General features: G+C 49.2%; 12 protein-coding genes and 1 other annotated feature. All 12 genes read left to right on the top strand.

Going from position 1 to position 16,062, the window contains the following annotated elements; translation table 11 throughout:
- Positions 1 to 10: 10 nt before the first annotated feature.
- The 12 genes from ACAN54_RS03585 (at position 11) to ACAN54_RS03530 (ending at position 16,044) form a co-directional block, all read left to right on the top strand.
- Positions 11 to 769 (top strand): DUF6063 family protein, encoded by a 759-nt coding sequence (locus ACAN54_RS03585; RefSeq protein WP_379152642.1) that lies wholly within the window; start codon positions 11 to 13, stop codon positions 767 to 769.
- Positions 756 to 5,255, top strand: a complete 4,500-nt coding sequence (locus ACAN54_RS03580; RefSeq protein WP_379152640.1) for a coiled-coil domain-containing protein — start codon at positions 756 to 758, stop codon at positions 5,253 to 5,255. The genes ACAN54_RS03585 and ACAN54_RS03580 overlap by 14 nt, the downstream gene beginning before the upstream one ends.
- Positions 5,256 to 5,296: 41 nt before the next feature.
- Positions 5,297 to 6,124 (top strand): aldo/keto reductase, encoded by an 828-nt coding sequence (locus ACAN54_RS03575; protein WP_379152638.1) that lies wholly within the window; start codon positions 5,297 to 5,299, stop codon positions 6,122 to 6,124.
- An 84-nt stretch (positions 6,125 to 6,208) separates the two neighbouring features.
- On the top strand, positions 6,209 to 7,084 hold the full coding sequence (locus ACAN54_RS03570) for a TPM domain-containing protein (protein WP_379152636.1): 876 nt from the start codon (positions 6,209 to 6,211) through the stop codon (positions 7,082 to 7,084).
- 328 nt (positions 7,085 to 7,412) lie between these two features.
- The gene (locus ACAN54_RS03565; RefSeq protein ID WP_379152634.1) at positions 7,413 to 8,534 is read left to right on the top strand and encodes a phosphodiester glycosidase family protein; all 1,122 of its coding nucleotides are present in this window, start codon (positions 7,413 to 7,415) and stop codon (positions 8,532 to 8,534) included.
- Between the two features lie 158 nt (positions 8,535 to 8,692).
- Positions 8,693 to 9,625 carry a LysR family transcriptional regulator gene (locus ACAN54_RS03560; RefSeq protein WP_379152632.1) on the top strand — a complete coding sequence of 311 codons (933 nt, stop codon included), beginning with the start codon at positions 8,693 to 8,695 and terminating at the stop codon, positions 9,623 to 9,625.
- 15 nt (positions 9,626 to 9,640) lie between these two features.
- Positions 9,641 to 10,756: a 5-methyltetrahydropteroyltriglutamate--homocysteine S-methyltransferase gene (locus tag ACAN54_RS03555; protein ID WP_379152630.1), complete on the top strand. Its 1,116-nt coding sequence runs from the start codon at positions 9,641 to 9,643 to the stop codon at positions 10,754 to 10,756.
- 87 nt (positions 10,757 to 10,843) lie between these two features.
- Positions 10,844 to 11,107, top strand: a binding site (T-box leader).
- A 62-nt stretch (positions 11,108 to 11,169) separates the two neighbouring features.
- A complete protein-coding gene (gene lysS, locus ACAN54_RS03550; RefSeq protein ID WP_379152629.1) occupies positions 11,170 to 12,723 on the top strand; it encodes a lysine--tRNA ligase in 1,554 nt (517 codons plus the stop codon).
- A 94-nt stretch (positions 12,724 to 12,817) separates the two neighbouring features.
- A complete protein-coding gene (locus ACAN54_RS03545) occupies positions 12,818 to 13,537 on the top strand; it encodes a YebC/PmpR family DNA-binding transcriptional regulator (RefSeq protein ID WP_379152628.1) in 720 nt (239 codons plus the stop codon).
- A gap of 170 nt (positions 13,538 to 13,707) precedes the next feature.
- Positions 13,708 to 13,887 (top strand): hypothetical protein, encoded by a 180-nt coding sequence (locus tag ACAN54_RS03540; protein WP_379152626.1) that lies wholly within the window; start codon positions 13,708 to 13,710, stop codon positions 13,885 to 13,887.
- Between the two features lie 186 nt (positions 13,888 to 14,073).
- A complete protein-coding gene (locus tag ACAN54_RS03535; protein ID WP_379152624.1) occupies positions 14,074 to 14,838 on the top strand; it encodes a TSUP family transporter in 765 nt (254 codons plus the stop codon).
- Positions 14,839 to 14,871: 33 nt separating this feature from the next.
- Positions 14,872 to 16,044 carry an alanyl-tRNA editing protein gene (locus ACAN54_RS03530; protein WP_379152621.1) on the top strand — a complete coding sequence of 391 codons (1,173 nt, stop codon included), beginning with the start codon at positions 14,872 to 14,874 and terminating at the stop codon, positions 16,042 to 16,044.
- The last annotated feature ends 18 nt before the right edge of the window (positions 16,045 to 16,062 follow it).

Below are 16,062 nucleotides of genomic sequence, written 5' to 3'. Positions count from 1 at the left end.
ATGAACCCGCATGAGCTATTCACTCGAACAATTGCAGCAGGCCTCACGGCTCTTTTTTGACCTGCTTCGCCGGAAGGTGATCTCACTGGATGATCCCGCAGCCGCCGAATGTCTTCAGGACACGGGAGCCTATGATGCACTGCAGTACATGGCCAAAGAAGGAGGCTGCCGGATTATGAATTCCGGACACCGCCTGCATCTGCTGGTTAATCCGCTCGGATCGGGTTTTGCCAGTAACTTCACACAATTACGGAATAAATATTCAAGGATTGAGCGTAAAACCCATTTACATATCATAAACATTATCATTCTGGTGTTTCTGGCCGAGATGGATCAGGATGAGCACCACTTCAAACCGGGACAGGACAGCATGTCTTATATTCAAATTTCCGACCAGATCTCATCCCTATTTCAGGCATGGGTGGAAATGGACGCTGACAGTAGCTTCAGCAAGCAATGGCGACTGGATATTCAGGCGATGTACAAGGTCTGGACAAGCCTCTATATGCAGACCAAAAGCCAGGAGGAGGGCGATTCCCTAACCCGAGGGGCCGGTTCACGGATGGGTCTGATTCATGAGGGGATGAAGCTGCTGGAGGAGGAACATCTGGTATTCATCTCGGAGAATGAGAAGCGGATCTTCCCGCGAGAAGAGTTATATGAAAGAATGCGTTACCTGTATCATGATGTGGACCGTTATAAAGAATTAAAAGCACTTGTCGGGCGCACCTTGACGGAGAAGGAGGGGGAATCGCATGCCGCGCATTGAACGGATCCGGATTGCCGGACTTAAATATGAGAAGATGCTCAAAAAGTATGACGATATGATCCTGGACCTCAGCAACGACGAAGGCCCGGCTAACACGCTGATTACCCTGATGAACGGCGGCGGCAAAGGTGTCCTGTTGCAGTCGATTTTTCAGTTGCTGATCCCTAAGGCGGCCTGGGGCAAGGACAATGAGAACCAGGTCGAGGCATTTTTCCATAATCACAAAAAACAGCTCAAGCCCTACACCTTCCACGTGGCCATTGAGTGGCGGCTGGACAACAGTGATCGTAATGAATATATGACTACGGGCATTGCAATGACAGCCCACAGCTCTGCGGATCAACTGGAGATCAAAGTCGACTATCTGCTCTATGCACTGCTGGATTATGAAGAGCATGCAGAGCTTACGCTGTCCACTTTGCCTCTATATGATGCCAATGCCGGGGGGCCTGTTAGCTTCGATAGTATACAGCAGTTCGTACGCGACCGCCGAGGCGAAATAGCTTCCTTCGGAAGTCACAGCTCAGATCTGAAAAGGTATTACAATTTCCTGGCAGAACGGGATATCCATATCGGTGAGTGGCGCAATATGCGACGGATTAACGGTGAAGAGGGTGGTATCAAAGGCTATTTCCAGAAAAACGATGCCTTTACGAACCAGAACCTGTTCGAAAAGCTCATCATTCCCGAAATCGGCACCAGCCTGAACGAAGGGCTGCCCGAACAGGAAGGTTCTCTGCAAAAGATGTTCATGGATGCAGCAATTGTTGCACAAAGACTTCCGATGCTGGAGCAGCGGGAGAAGGCTTTTGCCGAATTCACCACACTGGCAGCACCGCTGCTTGAACTGGTGAAGCAGGGAGTAGAAGCGGACCGGGGCTACCGTGAAACGGAACTGCTGGGACGGCAAATGTACACGGTTATCCATGACGAACTGAGAACAGCCGAAGAGGAACGACGCAAAAAAGCAGACGAGCTGGTGCAGCTGCACCAGGAGGCCCGACAACTGCGCTTCGCGGGAGATAACCTGATGTACCTGCGCAGCAAAGAGGAAGCGGAACGGAAGCAGGAGGAATTCAAAAAGATCGGGGATAACCAGGCCCGTGCCCGTCAGCGGCTGGAAGAGTCCAAAGCAGAGGAAAAGACTCTTGAAGTAGCTCATTATCTGGCCAGACGCAAAGTTCACCTCCGTCAGATGGAGCAATGGCAGAAGGAGATTGAAGCCATCGAAGGCTCTCTGGAAATGAAGGAGCGCCAGGAGGTGGTACAAGCTGCGAAGGAGAATCTTCGCCAGCAGTGGACGGCTGTCTCAAAACTGTGGCAAGAGCAGATCAACGTGTTCAGCGGCCGCCAGCAATCGTTGACAACCGAAGAAACAGGGCTTCGTAAAGAACGGGAAAGCTATTTACTGGAGCTGGGTGGCCTGGACAGCCGGATTAACGAGCTGACCGCCTCCATCCGCCAATACACGGAAGCGCTGGGAGTGTTCGCTTCCCGCCATGGTCAAGAAGCTGCTCATTCACCTGCTGCCTCGCTACAGCGGGCTATCGGATATGCGAGAAGTTTCGCAGAGAATATCAGCGAGCTGAATGAACGGCGCAAATCTGCTGAAGAAGACCGCTTCAATCTGCATAAAAGGCATACTCAGCTAAGCGAGAAGCTACTTAGCCATGAACAGCATGAAAGCGGGCTTAAAGAACAGTTGGATATACAGCTGAACAAAGAGTCACAGCTTTGGTCGCAGCTCGTGGTGCTGCTGGAATTATATGAGGAGCATAACACGTTTGGAGCTACTGGCTTATTCGAAGCGAAAGCTGCTGTACAGGAGCGATTCATCCGCAGACTGGACGAAGCAGAGGTACAGACCAAACGGCTCAGAAGAGATTACTATCATCAGCTGCTGGATGTTGAACTTCAGCATGAGGCCTACTGGCTGCCGAACAGCGATTTGCTGACGGTTAAGGACAGGCTTGATTCGCTGAAGATTAGCTCGATGCCGGGCAGTGCCTTCCTGAACGATCAGCCTTATCTGATTCGCGAGGAAGAGCTGGAACGAAATCCATTGCTGCCTTATGGCCTTATCCTTACTGAACGCGAGGCGGCCAAGCTGCAGCCTGATATGGTGAAGGATCTGCTGGTAAAATCACCGGTTCCGATCTTCATCCGCGAACAGATGGCGCAGCCTGCGGTCCAGCCCTACCTTATACTGGACGGGCAAGGTTCGCAAATGGTGCTGCAGCCGGACCGTTTTCTGGAATGGAAGCAGGGGATATCTGCCCGGCTGAAGGAGCAGGAAGTCGAACTGCAGGATGCGGAAGGGTATCTGGCCAAGCTGAAATCCGCAAGGCAGGAATTTGAACGGTTATTCCAAGGGGAGCATTCTGTTACTCTGAAGGACAAGCTGACAGCACTTAATAGTTCGCAGCACGAGCTTCGTACAGCAGTAAGCGCGTTGAATACAGAAATCAGTGATAACGAAGCAGCCATAGCGTTGATTGTGAGAGAAACAGCTGAATGTGAAGCCGGCAAATCCGAGCAGGAAGACAAGGCGGCAGCACTTCGCGAGTGGAATGAACGGACCAAGAAGCAGGAACAGGATTATAAGGACAAGCAGGAGGCGCTCGACCGCAAAGGTGATTTGAATAAAGAGATCACAGGCAAGGAACACCAGCTTGCGCAGTTAAAGGCGGAACTTAACAGCAACTCTCTGGAGCGGGAAAAATGGATCGGAGATACCCGATACTCATTATTTCCGAGACTGCAAACCTGGTTCCCTGAGCTGATCTTTCCTGAAGGGCTTCAGGCGGCCACAACCGGCGGTAATCAAGAAGAACAACCAGACTTACCACGTGATGCTTCGATTCAGGACAAGCTGCTAGAGACCTTAAGCACACTTGAAAGCCTCCAGCAATCCCTTAGCCGCAATGAGCTGGAGATCCGTACGAGGTCTGCACAGATCAAATCTGCAGCCGGACAACTGGTTGAGCTTGAAGCCGCAGTCCAACAGCTTGACAGTAATTGGCGCAGTGTGCAGGAACCAGGAGATACCCCGGATTCGATCATGTCAGCGCGGACGAGGCAGAAGAGCGAAACGAAAATACTGGATGAGGACTACCAGGATGTACATGATTCTTTCATCCGCTGCCAGACCGAGCTGGATCATCTGCAGAAGCAGTTAAACAAAGCAGAGAAGTCGATAAAGGAGAAGCATGAGCGGGCAGTAGAGCACTGGAATGATTCGCTCGATCAGAAGGATGAAGAGATTAGGGGGCGGTCCCGGGACAATGAATACGCGATTAACAGCTGTAAGCTGAAGCTGACGTCCTTGGATCAGTGGCTTCAGACGCTTGCCAGTCAAAGTAAAATCATGGAGACCCACGTAGAAGGAAGGCTGCAGCTGAGGGACGTTCCAGAAGAGGTTCAGCTCAGCACAAGAGAGGACTGCGAGCGGGCAGTAAGTGCATGGCTGCTCCGCAGCAGGGAGAGCCGTACTGTACGGAACGAAATTTCGCGGCGGGTTAAGGAAGAGAAGAACGCCCTCAGCGGCACACTTGCCAAAAGCGGCTGGAATGCTGAGCTGGAGACCAAAATCCAGGAACGCTTAAACACCGTTCACTGGGAGGATTTCACTATTGCGCTTCAAGTGCTGGACTCGATGCTACAGAGCTCACAGGACCAGATCGAAAGCATCCGCGGTGATAAAGAAGGCATGGAGCTCTCCCGCAAAATGTGGGTCGGCCGTGCTGCCAAGCGGGTAGTGCAAATTGTAGACATCCTGAAGCGGATGGAACGACGGATGATTGTCCACAATGAGAACGGTCATTCCTTCCCGCTGGTACGTTTGAATTATAAGAACATTAATGTACCGAAGACCACCGAAGATATCGAACCGCTGGTCAGCGATTACTTCAACCGCTGCATCAGTAGCCTGCTGGAGAAATTCCCGAAGATTGAGCAGGTTCCGGCAGCGGCAGTTAAGGATCTGATCAGTGACGGAAAAATTGTGTACGCCGCCATGCAGAACCGCTTCCCTGTCTTGCAGGTGTACAAGCCTGTGACTGAGAACTATTTCCTGTATGCAGCACCCGAGGATTATCATTACTCCGACTGGGAGGTTATTAACCGCGGAGCATTGGATGAGGCGGTCGGCAGCGGCGGGCAACGCCAATCGGTTCAGCTGCTGGTGGCGATGATGATCATGACCCATAAACGGGTCAACCGCGAGAACAAAGGCTGGACGGTCTTTTTATATGATAATCCATTTGGTGAAATGGTCTCTAACAACGTGCTTGACCCCGTATTTGAAATTTCCAAAGCCCTGAGATTCCAGTGGTTGATCGTTACTCCGCCGGAGCTGGTAAAGAACGATGTAAGTGTCCGGTTCGGGGTGTACTGGCAGCTGTATTTTGGCGGTGAAAAGGGAGAAATGCTGGAATCCACGCTCATAAAGGGCGGACGCAAGCTGATTCCGGCTTCATTATTCTGATTCTTATATTACAGAGCTCGTAGAAAGGATTGAATTCACTCATGAAGAATCTGCAATCAACTACAACTTTGGCTAATGGCGTAAAGATGCCTTGGCTTGGCTTGGGAGTATACAAGGTGCAAGAGGGTCAAGAGGTCATCGACTCCGTTAAAGCAGCAATCCAAGCGGGTTATCGGAGCATCGATACTGCAGCCTTATATGCTAATGAAGAAGGTGTGGGACAGGCCATCCATGAATCTGGAGTAAATCGCGAGGATCTGTTCGTTACGACCAAGGTCTGGAATTCCGATCAGGGTTATGAATCTACGTTGGCGGCATTTGACAAAAGCATCAGTAAATTAGGCTTGGACTTCGTGGATTTGTATCTCGTTCATTGGCCGGTTAAAGAGAAATACAAAGATACCTGGAGAGCGCTCGAGAAGCTGTATGCAGATGGTAAGGTCCGTGCCATAGGAGTCTCTAACTTCCAGATCCATCACCTGGAGGATTTGCAGGAGGCTGCCCAAGTGAAGCCGATGGTCAATCAGGTCGAACTGCATCCACTGCTTACACAGGTAGAGCTCCGTGACTATTGCAAAGCGCAGGGTATACAGATTGAAGCATGGGCACCCCTCGCTCAAGGTCATCTGCTGGATAACGAGGTGCTGGCCGATATTGCTGCCCGTCATAACAAATCTCTCGCACAGGTGATGATCCGCTGGGATCTGCAGAACGGCATTGTGAGCATACCCAAATCGATCAAAGAACACCGGATTATCGAGAATGCCGATGTGTTCGATTTTGAATTAACAGCAGCTGAGGTTGAACGCATTAATGGCTTGAATCAGAACAAGAGGTTTGGATCTAATCCGGATAATTTTAATTTCTGATCCATGCCAGTATAAAGAAACATTGTCCCATTCCGTGCAGAACCGAAATAGAAGATAAAATCTATGACTAGCCGGGGGGTACGTATGAATCGAATAACTATTAAAACCATATGTCTTGCGATGCTGTTCAGTGTAATGCTGCTTCCAACCTTCAGCTTTGCCCAGACTGCTGTTCCAGATCACACCTTGGATGATTATGGGGCAGGTGCATACAAAACCTATAACCCTGAACCCTTAGGAACCACTAATTTTGTGGGCGATAACGCCGGAGTGTTCACACAGGTTACCAGAGATGATCTGAATCAATCCGGCAATCGTTATCAGCTCACAACCCATAGCGGAGTATATGTCGTAACCGTTAAGAATTTGGGAGATAAGAGCCTGGAGGATTACACATATGCTAAGTTCGCATCCATGGGGGCCGGACCGGATGATGTCATGCTTGTGCTGGATGTCAGTGGCGACAACTATTATGTGCTGCAGGGCAAAGGTATCGACGGCATACTGACCAATGACATAGTCAGCGATATTCTGAGTGCGAAGCTTGAACCGTTATTCGCCCAGAAGAATTATGCTGCTGGCGCAACCGCCACGGTTAATGCTTTTTACAGCTTTTTTCTGACCCGGGCAGATAATGCCCTGAATGCCACGACTCCGGCAGTCACAAGCTCTGAACCTGTCCATTCGGAGCCTTTGAGCTTCCAGTCTACACATAGTACCTCAGCTTCAGTATCAGATACGGTAACTTATCCTCTTACCAAATCTGAAGGATATGTAATAATGGCTTTATTTCTCTTAGTGTTTGTCTTTAGCATTGTTTTGGCCTCGCGGCGCAACCGGTATATGGCTCTGTATGGCGTGCCGGTGAATCCATACAGCAACCGTTCCACCGATCACGGTGATGGCGGACCTTCCAGCAGCAACAGAAGCAGCGGTAGTGGCAATGGACGTAATCGCTAGAGAGATATAACCGAATAAATGGGAACATACAAAATTGAGCTGCCCCGAGGCAGCTCTTTTGCATAACAAAGATTTAAGATAGGTTGTGCATCATCCAGTGGCGTTTAGATACTCAATAAAATAAAGTCATATCATAGCTATTGCTCCACCGAAGATCAGTAGTTGTGAATATGAGAGGTTAGAAATTACCCGGATCACCTATCCTTCTATATAATGTTCCAACAATTTAACAAACTGAAACCTTTAATCTGGTAATATCGTCTATGATGGGGTAGATGAGCCGATGCCCATTTCCATTATCAGGCAGTACCAGGGAGGAAATCAAGAAGTGAACTCTTCATCATCTTTACCTCAGCGCAACACCGTCCGCAAGAAGAAGCCCGTTCGTAAACGCAAGAAAAAAAGCTTTTTCCGCACGCTCTCCAGACTTTTTCTATTCTTCATAATCCTGCTGATAGCCGGCGGTGCCTGGCTGTATTTTGCACCTTCTGCCCGGAACACCCGCTATTTGATAGCAGATACGCTAATCACTACACAGCACCGCTATATGGCGAAATATATTATAGGCGAAGATGAATTGAAGGAACGGGTCACAGAATACAATCTGCGGTTTCAGCATATGGGGGACGAGAAGGACACCCACGTGATTAAGGAACCTACAGCCGAAGAACAAGATAAACCGCTGGTTGAAATCGATAAGGTATCCGGCAGTGGTTATACCGGGTATGTGATGACGGTAAATGATCCAACGAAGGTCCGCTTAGGCGTACCTGATACGATAGGCTCAGGTGAAAAAGTAACCAGTATGGTCGCCCGTACGGGAGCCATTGCCGGCGTGAACGGCGGAGGGTTCGCAGACCCCAACTGGAAGGGAAACGGATTTAAGCCAATCGGCCTGGTTATTTCGCAGGGCAAGCTTTTCTATAACGGTCTCGGAGGCAAAAACTCCACACAGATCGTAGGCTTGGACAAGCAGGGCAAAATGATCGCCGGGAACTATACTCTCGAGGAGCTTAGCAAGATGGGGGTGCAGGAGGCGGTATCTTTTCAGCCGCGGATTATTGTGAACGGTAAAGGGTTGATCAAGAATGCAGCCGAAGGCTGGGGGATTGCTCCCAGAACGGCGATGGGCCAGCGTGCTGACGGTGCGCTGCTGTTCGTAGTGATAGACGGCAGACAGCCAGGTTACAGTATTGGTGCGAATCTCTATGATGTGCAGCAGATTATGCTGAAGCATGGAGCGGTGATCGCAGCCAACCTGGACGGAGGATCATCGACTGTTCTGGTGAAAGATAATGAAATTATCAACAAACCCTCCTCCCAATATGGAGAGCGTTATCTGCCCACCGCATTTCTAGTGTTTGAACATCCCGAACAGGCGGATATCAAGAACATCTGGGAAGGCCTCGACCCATCCAAGATTGATGCAGGCAAGAAGCGGAGCCAATAACAAACTGCAAGCACTTCTGGCATCAGGCATGGATGGAACAGTGATTCTATGCTACTATAAGCAGAAACCCAGGTGCCGTTCCTTCCGAGGGACGGCATCTGATGTAACCGGATAGTGATGCATCAGCAAAAAAGTCCTTGCTAAAAGGAGGTACAGGTTTGACATTGCAGCAACTCCGCTATGCCATTGAGATTGCGAACAGCGGCTCGATGAATGAAGCGGCCAAAAGACTTTTTGTCTCTCAGCCAAGCCTCTCCAATGCCATTAAAGAGCTGGAGAATGAGCTGGGGATTACCATCTTTGAGCGGAATAACCGGGGTATTAGCATTTCAGCCGAAGGTGTGGAGTTTCTCGGATATGCCCGGCAGATTATTGAACAGACTGAATTTATGGAGAACCGGTATACCGGCAAGAAACGCAGTCCAATCTACTTTTCCGTATCCACCCAGCATTACCCTTTTGTAGTGGATGCTTTTGTAAAGCTGATGACAGAGAGCAAGGTGCCTGAATATAACTTTAGTCTGAGAGAGACGCAGACCTATGAGATCATTGAGGACGTCAGGACTCTCCGCAGTGATCTGGGCATTCTCTATATCAATGAGAGTAACTATAAGGTGATGAACAAGCTGTTCAGTGACGGGAACCTGAAGTTCACCCCGCTGTTCAACACGAACCCTCATGTATATGTGAGGGCAGGGCATATCCTCGCCGCTAAGGAAATGATCCAGCTGGAAGATATTCTTCCTTTTCCGTACATTACCTTTGAGCAGGGGGAGAACAACTCGCTGCATTTTTCCGAAGAGATGCTCAGCTTCACACAGATTGAGAAAAATATCCAGGTTACCGACCGTGCGACGCTGACCCATCTTCTGCTGGGCAGTGATTCCTACACGGTGGGTACGGGAATAATGGATACCGAGCTGAATGGCGAGGGGCTGGTAACGATTCCTTTTGACAGTCCTGAGGTATTCACCGTCGGCTGGATCGCCCATAAGGACCGCAAGCCAGGTGAGATGATGTCCGCATACATTGATATTTTGAATGATCTGGTATCCCGTAATTACTTCGACCTTAAATCTTTCTTACTCTAAACGCAGGAGGGACGTATGATCAGTCCAGTTACCGGCACCACACGAAATACTCCACCCTTTCGCTACGATATCGTCGGCAGCTTCCTCCGCACAGAGGAACTGAAATCCGCACGCAATCAACGTTTGCATGGAGCAATCACAGACGGGCAGCTTCATGAAGTCGAGAATAGGGAAATATTCAAACTGTTGGAACAGGAAAAGGCTTTGGGACTAAAAGCCGTTACTGACGGGGAATTCCGCCGATCCTGGTGGCATCTCGATTTCTTTCTTGGGATCACGGGTACACAGAAGATCAGTCTGGATCAGGGAAAAGGCGCCAAAGAAACTGTTCAACGTGCTGAAAGCTTCCGGATCGTAGACAAAATCGCCTTCGGGGATCATCCCATGGTTGAAGAATTCATGGAGCTGCAGCAGATGGCTGGCGATACCCTTACCAAAATGACCATTCCTTCTCCGGCATTGTTTCACTTCGTACAGGATTACAACGGCAATGAGATCTACCCGGATCGTGAGACGTTGTTCCGTGATATCATCCAAGTCTATCAGGATGCCATCCAGGCATTCTATGAAGCAGGCTGCCGTTATCTGCAATTGGACGATACAACTTGGGGGACGCTGTGCAGCGGTAGACACAGGGCGCACTTGCGCAGCCGCGGTATTGATCCCGATCAGCTCGCCAAGGATTACGTAAGGCTGATCAATGACAGCATAGCCGGGCGGCCGCAGGATATGACGATTGCACTGCATGTCTGCCGGGGGAATCTCCGCTCTACCTGGTTTGCCGCCGGCGGGTATGAGCCCGTAGCTGAGACGTTGTTTGGACAGGCTGAAGTAGATGCCTTTTTCCTGGAATACGACAATGAACGTTCCGGTGACTTCAATCCGCTCCGTTTCATTCAAGGGCAGCAGGTTGTGCTTGGCCTGGTAACTACGAAACACGGCGGTCTGGAGAACAAAGAGCAGATCATGGCACGTATCGAAGAAGCCGCACAGATTGTCCCGATTGACCAGCTGTGCCTCAGCGCCCAATGCGGATTCGCCTCCTCTGAGGAAGGGAATATGCTGACCGAGGAAGAGCAGTGGGATAAGGTTAGGCTGATTATTGAAACGGCGAATGAAGTGTGGGTTTGATGGAGTAGCAAATATTCTCAGTCAGATTGAATAATGACATACCGTACTAGTTTTGTTATAGTGAATTATATTGAAAAATTACATATCACTTCAGCAATGACGAGAAGAGTAGTTAGGCGGCATAGTTCACAGAGAGCTTCGGAATGGTGAAACGGAGCAGCGGTGTGCCTAACGAAAAAAGTCTCCGAGCTTCATACGGAATTGGGCAACATGCCCAAGGATGCTATGACGGGTTCTCCCGTTACAGAGATAGGGTATAAGCGTAATGGCCGTACCTGAAGAGGCGTGCATGGAGACATGTTCGCGAACAGAGGTGGTACCACGGCGCTGATTACAGCTCTCGTCCTCAAGATGACAATCTTGCGGATGAGAGCTTTTTTGCGTTTACACAATAATTGTTGAGGTGATTATCCATGCATTGGTCCGAAAAAATAGCAAAACGGTTAATCGAAAGCCACCCGGAGCAGCAGACATTTGTATGCGCATCAGGGATCAGTCCATCAGGTCACATCCATATCGGGAATTTCCGGGAGATTGTGACCACTTATTTTGTAAGTAAAGCACTTGAAAAAGCAGGCAAAAAAGTGCGGTTTATTTTTTCGTGGGATGACTTTGACCGTTTCCGCAAAGTTCCGGTTCATGTCGATCCAAGCTTCGGGCAGTATATTGGCAGGCCCTACACGCAAGTTCCTTGTCCATACGGATGCCACAACTCCTATGCGGAGCATTACGAACAGGAATTTGAACAGGCGCTGAGCGCTTTTGGGATCAGACCCGAATTCATCTATCAGAGTAAAGAGTATCAATCCGGCCGGTATGCACCCGGAATTCTTCATGCACTTCAGAGTAGGGGAGAGATCTATGACATCCTGATGTCCTTCAAAACAGGGGAAGCCAGCGAAGCAGAGAGAGCCGCATTTTATCCTGTGAGTGTGTATTGCGGGGATTGTGGCAGGGACTCGACTAGTGTACATTCTTTTGATGAAGAGAAAGAGCACCTAACTTATAGCTGTACATGCGGTCATCACGGTATTGTGTCTGTTGCTAAGGCGGATAATATCAAGCTGCAATGGAAAATCGACTGGCCGATGCGCTGGAATGTGGAGCAAGTACTGTTCGAGCCTGGAGGCCGTGATCATTCATCAGAAACTGGCAGCTACAATGTAGCCTCCGTGATCTCCGAGCGGATATACGGGAATCCACCGCCAATGTATGAGCCTTACGAATTTATTCGAATCAAAGGCAGTTTTGCCAAAATGTCCAGCTCGTCCGGGAACAACTACACCCCAGATGATCTGCTGAAGGTCTATTTACCGGAGAATATTCTGTTTCTGTTTGCCAAATACCAGCCCAATGCTGAGTTTCATATCGGGATGGATGAAGATGTGCTGCGCAATTATACGGAATTTGAACGTTATCGGAAGGCTTACAGTTCCCATACGCTCACTGATGATATTCATTCGGCGGTAGAACTATCGCTGATTCATCCGCTGGACCTGAATACACCTAGCTTCGGCCCTATTGCAGGACTGCTGCCTCTGATTCATTTCGATCAAAATTTGCTGCATGAGATGATGACACATAACGGGGAGGAAGTAGATGTGAACGGGCTTCTGCAAATAGCGGAGCGGGCGGAATATTGGATCAAACACTGGATGCCGCAAAAGCTGGTTACCGTAAATGGCAGCCGTGATATTGCCCTGTATGAAACTTTGGAGACTCATGAACAACAGTGGCTGGAAGCCTTTTGCGGGCTGATTAGAACCGGAGGGATGGAGGATGAGCAGATGATGACAGAGATATACGCGATTTGTTATGACGAGGATAAAAAAGTAATGAAAAACCGTCAAAAACGGTTGTTCACCCTAATCTATCAGCTGGTGCTGGGTCAGGAGACCGGTCCCCGAATCCCTGTACTGATCCAGGCAGTCGGACAGGAGAGGTTACTGGCTTTGCTGGATTTTTAGCGTACACCGGGACTGCCCTTTACGGGATACACAGAGCAGAGGTATAATATATTGGACTGTTTATAATTAATGTTGGAAAGTGAGCGGGAACAATATGGGTCGTAAATGGAATAATATTAAAGAAAAGAAGGCATCCAAGGATGCCAATACAAGTAAGGTATACGCCAAGTTTGGTGTAGAAATTTATGTAGCCGCGAAGAAGGGTGAACCTGATCCTGAATCGAACCGGGCACTAAAAGTCGTGCTGGAGCGTGCCAAAACGTACAATGTACCTAAGGCCATTATCGACCGGGCACTCGACAAAGCCAAAGGCAGCGGTGATGAGAACTACGTAGAACTTCGATACGAAGGTTTTGGACCAAGCGGTTCGATGATCATCATTGACGCATTGACGAACAACGTCAATCGTACTGCTCCTCTGGTGCGTTCTGCATTCAGTAAAAACGGCGGCAATATGGGTGTCAGCGGTTCGGTAACCTATATGTTTGAGCCTACAGCTGTCATTGGTCTAGAAGGTAAAACAGCCGACGAAGTGATGGAGCTGCTGATTGAAGCGGATCTGGATGTGCGTGATGTGCTGGAAGAAGACGATGCTGTCATCGTCTATGCCGAGCCTGACCAGTTCCATGCAGTTCAAGAAGTATTCCGCGGTGCGGGAATTACCGATTTCACTGTTGCAGAGCTGACGATGCTCCCCCAGAACTATGTAGCTCTTCCAGAGGATGCCGAAGCACAGTTTGAGAAGCTGATTGATGCTTTGGAGGAACTGGATGATGTACAGCAGGTCTACCACAACGTAGATTCGGAAGAATAGAATTATTGTACGCATGAGCCGGACAAGCAGATCATGAATCTGCTTATCCGGTTTTTTTGTGCGCACATGTTCATCATTAATCCAGCAACAGCGCATAATCCGCCCCATATCTTGCCACAATAAACTGATGCGACCCATCACCCTACAACTACTTTTCAGGAGGCAATACAATGGATAATCACACCAAACCGGATAAGAATCTGATCAACACCGTAGAGGAGCTGGATCAGGTGGCGGTGACCAGCCAGGAAGCCCAGCAAATGGAACAGAAGAAAAGCGATATCCGCAAGGAAGCGCTGCGGGATGACAAAACCACGTATAAGAAAAACGAACAGAATACGTATAAATGAGCATTTGCAAACACGGATTGGACAAGAGTGGCAGGGAAGGTTCCTGTCACTTTTTTTCGTGTATGGGATGTACAGACTGATATATATAAAGTATTCAAAGAATTCTATGGTACAAGCCCGCGAAATTGTGTATGCTGAAATTTGTTTGTATGACACTTACATACTGGCAGGAGGCTTTTTTGCATTATGGAACATGGCAGTATAGCAATGATTTTGATTTTGGTGATTTGCGGTTTTTTGGCGGGTGTGATTGATTCTGTAGTGGGAGGCGGAGGTCTGATCTCCATTCCAGCGCTGCTCGCTGCCGGCATTCCGCTCCCGCTGCTGCTGGGCAGTAATAAATTAGCCGGGACCATGTGCTCATTCACCAGTACCGCGTCTTTTGTCCGTTCCGGGAAGATCAATTTTGGAATGGTCAAGTTTCTAATTCCGTTCTCACTTGTTGGCGCGGTGGCTGGCTCATTGACCGTCCGGCAAGTACCTTCAGAATTTCTGAAGCCGCTTGTGATCGTGATGCTGGTTGTCATTACGGTCTATACTTTGTTCAAAAAGTCATGGGGTGACGTCTCCACCTACTCCCAAGACAGCAAAAGATCGTTAATAATAGGCATGGGTGTTGCGCTTGTCATTGGATTTTATGACGGATTCTTTGGTCCGGGTGCCGGCTCGTTCCTGATCTTCGCCTTTCTCATGCTGGGATTTGAATTCGTAACGGCCGCAGGCAACGCGAAGGTACTGAATTTTGCCAGTAATATCGCAAGTCTGCTGACGTTTGCCGCATTTGGCTCAGTAAGCTTGTATTATGGCCTGCTGCTGGGCATTCCGATCGTGATCGGTGCTCTAGTGGGTTCAAGAATAGCTATCCGCAAGGGATCCAGCTATATTCGCCCCCTGTTCATCACGGTTACTCTGATCTTGATCGGGAAACAAATATGGGATACGATGCACTGATGCACAAAAGACGATTCAGAAAGGAACACTGATATGACTAAGAAGCTATATTATGATTCGGCCTATTTGAAGGAATGGCAGACCTCTGTTAGTAAAGTGGTAGATCGTGAGGACGGGCATTATCTGATTTTGGAAGAGACGGCTTTCTATCCTCATGGAGGGGGGCAGCCTTGCGACACAGGAACCATAGACGGAATCCTCGTACAGGACGTCATTCTAGAAGAAGACGAGGTCTTGCACAAGGTGGATCGTCTACCCGAAGGAAACCAAGTGAGCTGTCAGCTAGACTGGAACCGCAGATTTGACCATATGCAGCAACACAGCGGCCAGCATCTGTTGTCGGCGGTATTCCTTGAACGGTTTGAAGCAAATACGTTGAGTTTTCACCTGGGGAATGATTACGCAACCATCGACATTGAGCTTCAGGAGCTAACCCCGGATCAGCTGTCTGCTGCAGAGCAGGAAGTCAACCGTCAGGTTGTGCTTGACCACCGAATCGTAAGCTATTTTGTCACCGCTGAAGAAATGGCTAACCTGCCGCTGGTGAAGCTGCCCAAGGTTACAGAGAACATCCGCATTGTAGAGATTGAGGGAGTGGAGCATAACGCCTGCGGCGGGACTCATGTATCTGCTACAGGAGCAATTGGGATGATCAAGCTGGTAAGAGCGGAGAAGCAGAAGGGGAACATCCGGATCACTTTCAAATGCGGCGGGCGTGCACTCGACGAAGCTAACGATAACCAGCGTATCCTTGGCGCGCTTTCTGCGAAGTTCAATACAGGCAAAGATGAAATTATGGACCGGATCGGGAAATGGGAAGCCGAGCAGAATCAACTGCAAGCCGAACTGAGTACACTTAAGGAACAGAATGATCATTATTTGGCCAAAGAGCTCTTGTCTGGACTTGAGTCCGAAGCAAGGGTAGCCGCTCAAGTCTTTGAGGATAAATCCCTTAAGGATTTGCAGAGTCTGGCCATGAAGCTGACTGCTCATACAGAACTTCCCGTGCTGCTGCTGACGGCTGCGGAGAATAAGGTAGTGCTGGCTTCCTGCGGCAATACGGATTTGTCTTGTGGCACCTTCTTCAAAGCCAATCTCGGAGAATTCCAGGGAAAAGGTGGCGGCAGCGACAAAATGGCCCAAGCCGGGTTCCCGGACTGGGAACATGCACTTGGATTCTATGAGTTTGCAAAAGGAAGACTGTAGTATAATAATCACCGGTTA

It is taken from the genome of Paenibacillus diazotrophicus, from assembly GCF_042610465.1.
The sequence above is the reverse complement of the archived record's forward strand: the minus strand, read 5'-3'. Positions and strand labels throughout refer to the sequence as shown.

Excerpts from the sequence above, each read along its gene's own strand:
- ACAN54_RS03585 (WP_379152642.1), top strand. The coding sequence starts at position 11 with ATGAGCTATTCACTCGAACAATTGCAGCAGGCCTCACGGCTCTTTTTT.
- ACAN54_RS03580 (WP_379152640.1), top strand. The coding sequence starts at position 756 with ATGCCGCGCATTGAACGGATCCGGATTGCCGGACTTAAATATGAGAAG.
- ACAN54_RS03575 (WP_379152638.1), top strand. The coding sequence starts at position 5,297 with ATGAAGAATCTGCAATCAACTACAACTTTGGCTAATGGCGTAAAGATG.
- ACAN54_RS03570 (WP_379152636.1), top strand. The coding sequence starts at position 6,209 with ATGAATCGAATAACTATTAAAACCATATGTCTTGCGATGCTGTTCAGT.
- ACAN54_RS03555 (WP_379152630.1), top strand. The coding sequence starts at position 9,641 with ATGATCAGTCCAGTTACCGGCACCACACGAAATACTCCACCCTTTCGC.
- lysS (WP_379152629.1), top strand. The coding sequence starts at position 11,170 with ATGCATTGGTCCGAAAAAATAGCAAAACGGTTAATCGAAAGCCACCCG.
- ACAN54_RS03545 (WP_379152628.1), top strand. The coding sequence starts at position 12,818 with ATGGGTCGTAAATGGAATAATATTAAAGAAAAGAAGGCATCCAAGGAT.
- ACAN54_RS03540 (WP_379152626.1), top strand. The coding sequence starts at position 13,708 with ATGGATAATCACACCAAACCGGATAAGAATCTGATCAACACCGTAGAG.
- ACAN54_RS03535 (WP_379152624.1), top strand. The coding sequence starts at position 14,074 with ATGGAACATGGCAGTATAGCAATGATTTTGATTTTGGTGATTTGCGGT.
- ACAN54_RS03530 (WP_379152621.1), top strand. The coding sequence starts at position 14,872 with ATGACTAAGAAGCTATATTATGATTCGGCCTATTTGAAGGAATGGCAG.